Genomic DNA, 5561 nt, shown 5'->3' with positions numbered 1-5561 from the left:
GGTAGCGTGGCGGGGCTGGCGGTGGTCACGATGAGCCGATGGGCGCATTCGGGACCGTAGCGGCCCAGGGTGAGTTCGATGGCCCACCACGCCTCGGTATGACCATCGCGGAAGCGGCGCTGGACCGGACGCCAGCGGCCCGGGTGGGATCGCGAGGACCATCCGGCCTGCCGGACCCGCTGGGCCGGGGTCAGCGTGCCGCCGGTGTCGACCTTGATCGGGGTATTCGGCTTGACGGCCACCACGTACGGGATGGCGGCGGCCTCCAACTCGGCGATGAAGTGCGGGCTTTCGCTGGGACCGTAGAAGCAGTCGGCCACCAGCGCGCGAAAGTCGATCCCCGCTGTCTGCGCCTGGGCCACCAGCTCACCGGCGAGTTGTCCCTTGGTGCGGAACTGTGGATCGCGTTTGCCCTGCGGCAGGGTGGCGGCGGGCTGGTAGGGCAGCGTGTGCAGCGGGTAGTAGATCCGCTCGTCGGTCCAGCAGGTGGTCACCGCGACAATGCCGTTCTCGATCTGCGCGCGCGAGCCGATGTACTGCCGGGAGACGTAGGCGCTGGCATGCCCGCGTTTGCGATTACCGGAGTCGTCCAGCAGGAGCGCCCCTCCCGGGTGGGCCGCGGTGTTCTCGTTCGTGGCCAGTAGCGTGATCCGCCGTTCGTTGATCGGCTCATGGTCCCAGGCCGATTCCGATAAGAACCACTGCAGTCGCTGGACCTGGCGGTGCAGCGATCCTTCCCGGCCGGGTTCGGCCTCGGCCAGCGCGGTCAGGGTCTTGTTCCGGTCCCGGGGCTGGAGCAGGGCGGTGACGTAGTCGCGGATCGCTTGCCGCTGCGCTCGTGAGACGAGCAGACTGTCGAATTGCGCAAGGAATGCCTCTAACGGGCCCGGCGCGGGATCGACCGCAAGCCGCTGCGCCATCTCGACCTCCAGGCAGAAGGAGATGTCCTTCCACCCTGCGCCCGCCTGAGAGCCCAGACAACGATCAACGATCACAACAGAGTAGGGCCAGTCACCCCAACAATCAAGAAAGGAGATACCCGGGCCCGTGGAACCCCGCTCATCCGGCGCGACAGCCGGGCCACCACGCTGAGCTGGCCGCGAAATCAACCCTCAGCCGAATGCACCAGCCGACCACACGAAGATCACGAAAGATCGAGGTTAGACCGCTCTGGCGGCCCTGTTTGTTATAGGCGTTCCAAAATGGTGGCCTGCGGCACGGGTACAGCCGTGTCGCAGACCACATTCAAGTCGTTGGTGCCTTGGTTTTCGGGACTGTTACCGCCAAACTTGAATTCGGACGTTGAAAGCGCCCGAGCCGTTGGCCGGCTTGTTGTCGTTGATCCGAAGGAAGAGTCTTGTCTCCCCCGGTCCGATGGATTCGTTCAGGTACGTACGCCGCAGGCCAGCTCCGACGTAGAAGTATCCATCCTCAGCGGTCCTGCCGAGGAGGCTGAAGGGTGGGGCCCCTGGTAGAGGCGAGTCCCCCCCAGCGGTGTAGGTTGTCCAGCCCTGAGGGCCGTTCTCGCCGGTGAACCAGACACCCGCCCAAATCGATCCGCTTGCGCTGATGTCGATCCAGTCATGATCGCGCAGCATGATGTTGGTGTCCACATCTTGCTGCCATTCGCCGACAGTCATCCATTTGTCCACGATAATCGGCATGCAGTAAGACCTCCTTGGATGATTTGGCTGAGCATGCATCTCCGGTCACGCGATATCAACCGCCTTGATGTGAAGTACCTTTTGATCTCAATTCTGATACTCTTTAACGTTCCACAATGTCCTGATCATTTATAGGGCTCACCGCAAGTTGGCCGCTTCTGGCCACCGGGCGAAGCAGCGTACGACTGGTTCCCTATTGAGCCGATCATGGAGTTGACCCGGTTTGGTGGACACCTGACCTCTGGGGAACCCTGGTTCCCGGAAGAAGGAGTCTGCTGTGCCGAACAACTATCCGCCGGAGTTTCGCCGGCAGATGGTGGAGCTGGTGCGCGCCGGACGGTCGCCGGAGGAACTGGCTCGGGAGTTCGAGCCCTCCGCTCAGTCGATCCGTACCTGGGTGCGCCAGGCCGATCTGGATGACGGCCGCCGTGCCGACGGCCTGACCAGCGCCGAAAAAGACGAGCTGGCCCGGCTGCGGCGCGAGGTCAAGCTTCTCCGCGAGGAGAAGGAGATCCTACGCAAGGCCGCGGTTTTCTTCGCACGGGAGACGGATCGGCCGAGATGAGATTCCGGCTGATCGATGCGGACAACGACCACCACGACGTCTCCCTGCTGGCCCGGGTGCTCGGTGTGTCGCGCCAGGGCTACTACGCCTGGCGCAGGCGCCGGGAGCACGGCCCATCGGCGCGCGCCCGCCGCGACGCCGAACTCACCGAGAAGATCCGCGCGCACCACGCCGCCTCGGACGGCATCTACGAAGCGCCGCGCATCCACGCCGACCTGCGCGAGATCGACGGCATCCGGATCGGCCGCAAGCGGGTGGCCCGGCTGATGCGCGCAGCAGGACTGTCGGGCGTGACCCGCCGTAAAGGCTGTCGCACCACGATCGCCGATCGGCGGACTGTGGCCGCGTCCGACCTGGTCAAGCGCCAGTTTACCGCCGAGGAACCGAACCGCCTGCAGACCGCTGACATCACCTACGTGCCGACCGGGCAGGGCTTCTTGTATCTGGCCGTGGTCTTGGACGTGTTCTCCCGGCGGATCGTCGGCTGGGCGATGGCCGAGCACATGCGCACCGAACTGGTCACCGACGCGCTGGCGATGGCGATCCACCAGCGTCAGCCCAGTGCCGGAGTGATCCATCACAGCGACAAGGGCGGTCAATATACGTCAGTCGCCTTCGGCCAGCGGTGCGCCCAGGCCGGGGTCCGTCCCTCGACGGGGAGAACCGGGACCTGCTTCGATAACGCGATCACCGAGAGCTTCTTCGCCTCGCTGGAATGCGAGCTGCTCGACCGGCGGACCTTCCGCACCCGGTCGGAGGCCGAGCGGGCCGTGTTCGCCTACATCGAGGGGTTCTACAACCCCCGGCGCCGTCATTCGGCCAACGGTCAGCTCAGCCCAGCCGAATACGAGCGCCGACAGGCCCTCAAGAACGTCCACCAAGACGGCTATGCTGCCGCGTAGCCGCAAGCCCTGATGTGTCTACCGAACCGGGGCAACTCCAATCATAAGTTTTGGGACTATCAGCCCTACCCGGTGATGTAGGCCAGACGAGGATCGGCGAAGAAGGCCCGGACGATGTCGGGACGCTTTTGCGGCTGGCGCGTGCCAGCGTGCATGGCTGCGGTCAGCTCGCCCTCATCGGCCTGCGCCTGCCGAAAACTCCATCCATGCAGTTCACAAGCGGCATGTGAGTACTCGCGGAGGACCCCGCCGAGCCGGTCCCGCCGACGTACGCTCAGCTCGGTGATCCACGCCGGATCCGTGATCGGGTCCGGGACGGCACGTAGCGGGGCCGCTTGGGCCAGGGCCTGATGGGCGCGGTGCTCGTTGTAGAACCGCTCGTACTCCCGTAGAGCGTGGCGCAGATGGCGCTCGTTCCACAGCAGGTAGCGATCGAGCAGCTCGCGGCGGCACGACCTGTACCGCTTCAAAATCCATCGCGTAGGGCTTGAGCTGGAAGTTCTCCGAAGTGGCTACGCGGCTCGGTGGTACTCGTTGATCAGCCCGCCGAGCACCCTCCGACGTTCGACCCGGCCTTCCAGCGGCGGTACGACGGCCTGCTCGTCATGATCGGGTGGTCGCTGCGCGCGGGACTGGTGCGGCCGATGCCCGTTGTAGTGAGCGGCATACTCGGTGAGCGCCGAGCGCAGGTGCCGTTCGCCGTAGATCAGCATGCGGTCGGTGCACTCGGCCCGTACGGTGCGCACCCATCGTTCGGCGTAGCAGTTGGCCCGTGGTGTGCGCGGCGGGGTCTTGACCACCGCCTGCGCCCGCGCCGGCGAAGACTTTGTCGAAGGCACCGGTGAACTTGGTATCTCGGTCGCGGATGAGGAAGCGAAACGAGCCGATCTGGGTCCCCAGGCCCATGAACAGGTTGCGGGCCTGCTGGGCCGTCCAGACACTGGTCGGGTGGGCGGTCAACCCGAGGATGTGCACGCGCCGGGTGGCGACTTCCATGGCGAACAGCACGTACAGACGCTTCAAGGAGACCGTGTCGACGTGGAAGAAGTCGACGGCCAACAGCCCTTGCTCCTGGACGCGTAGGAAGATCCTCCATGAGGTGTCGGCGTCTCGGGGAGCCGGGCCGATGCGCCGGCTCCGCAGGATCCGGCGTACGGTCGCCTCGCTGACCTGGTAGCCGAGCCGGACCAGTTCACCGTGCACCCGGCGATATCCCCAGGCCGGGTTCTCCCGCGCCAGGCGCACCACCAGCTCCCGGATCTCCCTGCTCATCCGAGGCCGACCAGACCGGCTCGGGTACGTCCATCGGCGTCGGACCAGGCGGCGGTGCCAGGCCAGCAGGGTGCCCGGCGTCACCAGTCGATGCGCGCGCAGGGCAGATGGCAAGAACCGCGCCAGCGCGGCCAGGACCGCTCGATCGGCCCAGTCCGGCCTCGGCCGCGCGACCTGACGCCGCAACACCGCCACCTCATGTCGCAGCACCATGATCTCGACGTCCTTGGCCGCCTGGCTTCGGCCCAACAACGCCAGCCAGCCGAACACCCGGATCACGATCAGGTAGAGGAGACGAAGAGGCACAAGAACCGATCTTGCCTGAACCGCTGCTGCAGGCCGATCTGCAGCTCAAGCGCCTTAAGACGACTTTTGAAGCGGCACCTCACGGCGTCCGGCAGCGCCTTGACGGTCATCGTGCGAACACCAGGGCACTGTTGGCGGGAAGGGTGATGCGTGCCGAAGACGGCATGCCGTGGCGGGCGGGTCCGTCGGCGGTAATACCGCCCTGGTTGCCGCGAACCCAGTCATTGGGATAGTGGTCGTAGAAGTCGCTGTTGAAGATCTCCCGCCAGCGACCCTCCGCCGGGAAGCCGAGAACGTAGTCGTTGAAGGTCGTCTCGGCGAAGCTGACGACGACCACCACGTCGTGCCCCTCGCCCGGCACCCACCGCTGGAAGGCCCCGACCCGGGCACGGTCGTCCAGCGGATACACGGTGATCGGCTCGGCGCGTAGCGCGGGGTGATGGCGCCGGAGCTGGATCAGGTCGCGGGTGCAGCGGTGGTAGTCGACCATGTGGCGATCTTCGCCCTCCAAGCCGTCCCACCAGATCAGCCGGTCGGCGCGGTGAGGGTTATCGGACCAGAGCTTGTCTTCCAGGAACTCCTGCCCCATGAAGACCAAGGGTACGCCGGGAGCGGTCAACAGCAGTGCCATGGCGGCACGGGCTCGGCTGCGAGCATACCAGGAGCGGGGGTTGCTCCCGTCGGCCAGTGCGGCGATCCGGGGCTCGCGGTGATCGTCGGCGTCCAGGACGAGATCGTGGTTTTCCAGGCAGTTGTAGGTCTGCCAGGCGAACGGGACGTTCCAGGGACGCTGGAGTCCTCGGCGCACACCGCTCAGATCGACCTGCGCGTCGGCGCCTCGCGTGGCCTGGG

At 65.9% G+C, this 5561-nt stretch carries 6 protein-coding genes and 1 pseudogene; 1 reads left to right on the top strand and 6 read right to left on the bottom strand.

Annotation, left to right across the window (positions count from 1 at the left end; genetic code table 11):
- A partial coding sequence (locus Psi01_RS42700) for an IS701 family transposase (protein ID WP_204069924.1) occupies nucleotides 1-995 on the bottom strand: 995 nt, incomplete at its 3' end.
- Nucleotides 996-1277: 282 nt separating this feature from the next.
- Nucleotides 1278-1664, bottom strand: a complete 387-nt coding sequence (locus Psi01_RS42695) for a hypothetical protein (RefSeq protein WP_204069923.1) — start codon at nucleotides 1662-1664, stop codon at nucleotides 1278-1280.
- Between the two features lie 313 nt (nucleotides 1665-1977).
- Between Psi01_RS42695 and Psi01_RS42690 the strand changes: the two genes are divergently transcribed.
- A protein-coding gene (locus tag Psi01_RS42690; RefSeq protein ID WP_239128453.1) for an IS3 family transposase occupies nucleotides 1978-3131 on the top strand; the annotation gives its coding sequence in 2 pieces (ribosomal slippage) (nucleotides 1978-2182 and nucleotides 2182-3131; 1155 coding nt in all).
- A 65-nt stretch (nucleotides 3132-3196) separates the two neighbouring features.
- Here the strand turns inward: Psi01_RS42690 and Psi01_RS42685 are convergent.
- From Psi01_RS42685 to Psi01_RS42675, 4 genes and pseudogenes are all read right to left on the bottom strand, one after another.
- A complete protein-coding gene (locus Psi01_RS42685) occupies nucleotides 3197-3601 on the bottom strand; it encodes an integrase core domain-containing protein (protein ID WP_204069922.1) in 405 nt (134 codons plus the stop codon).
- 42 nt (nucleotides 3602-3643) lie between these two features.
- Nucleotides 3644-3877: an integrase core domain-containing protein gene (locus Psi01_RS44705; protein ID WP_373872555.1), complete on the bottom strand. Its 234-nt coding sequence runs from the start codon at nucleotides 3875-3877 to the stop codon at nucleotides 3644-3646.
- Between the two features lie 406 nt (nucleotides 3878-4283).
- A pseudogene (locus Psi01_RS44700) lies at nucleotides 4284-4616 on the bottom strand (helix-turn-helix domain-containing protein); the annotation flags it as partial.
- 199 nt (nucleotides 4617-4815) lie between these two features.
- Nucleotides 4816-5561, bottom strand: a 746-nt coding sequence (locus Psi01_RS42675; RefSeq protein WP_204069920.1) for an alpha amylase C-terminal domain-containing protein, incomplete at its 5' end; no start/stop codon positions are given.

The sequence above is a fragment of the Paraplanobispora siamensis genome (genome assembly GCF_016863175.1).
GTDB lineage: Bacteria > Actinomycetota > Actinomycetes > Streptosporangiales > Streptosporangiaceae > Planobispora > Planobispora siamensis.
The sequence above is the reverse complement of the archived record's forward strand: the minus strand, read 5'-3'. Positions and strand labels throughout refer to the sequence as shown.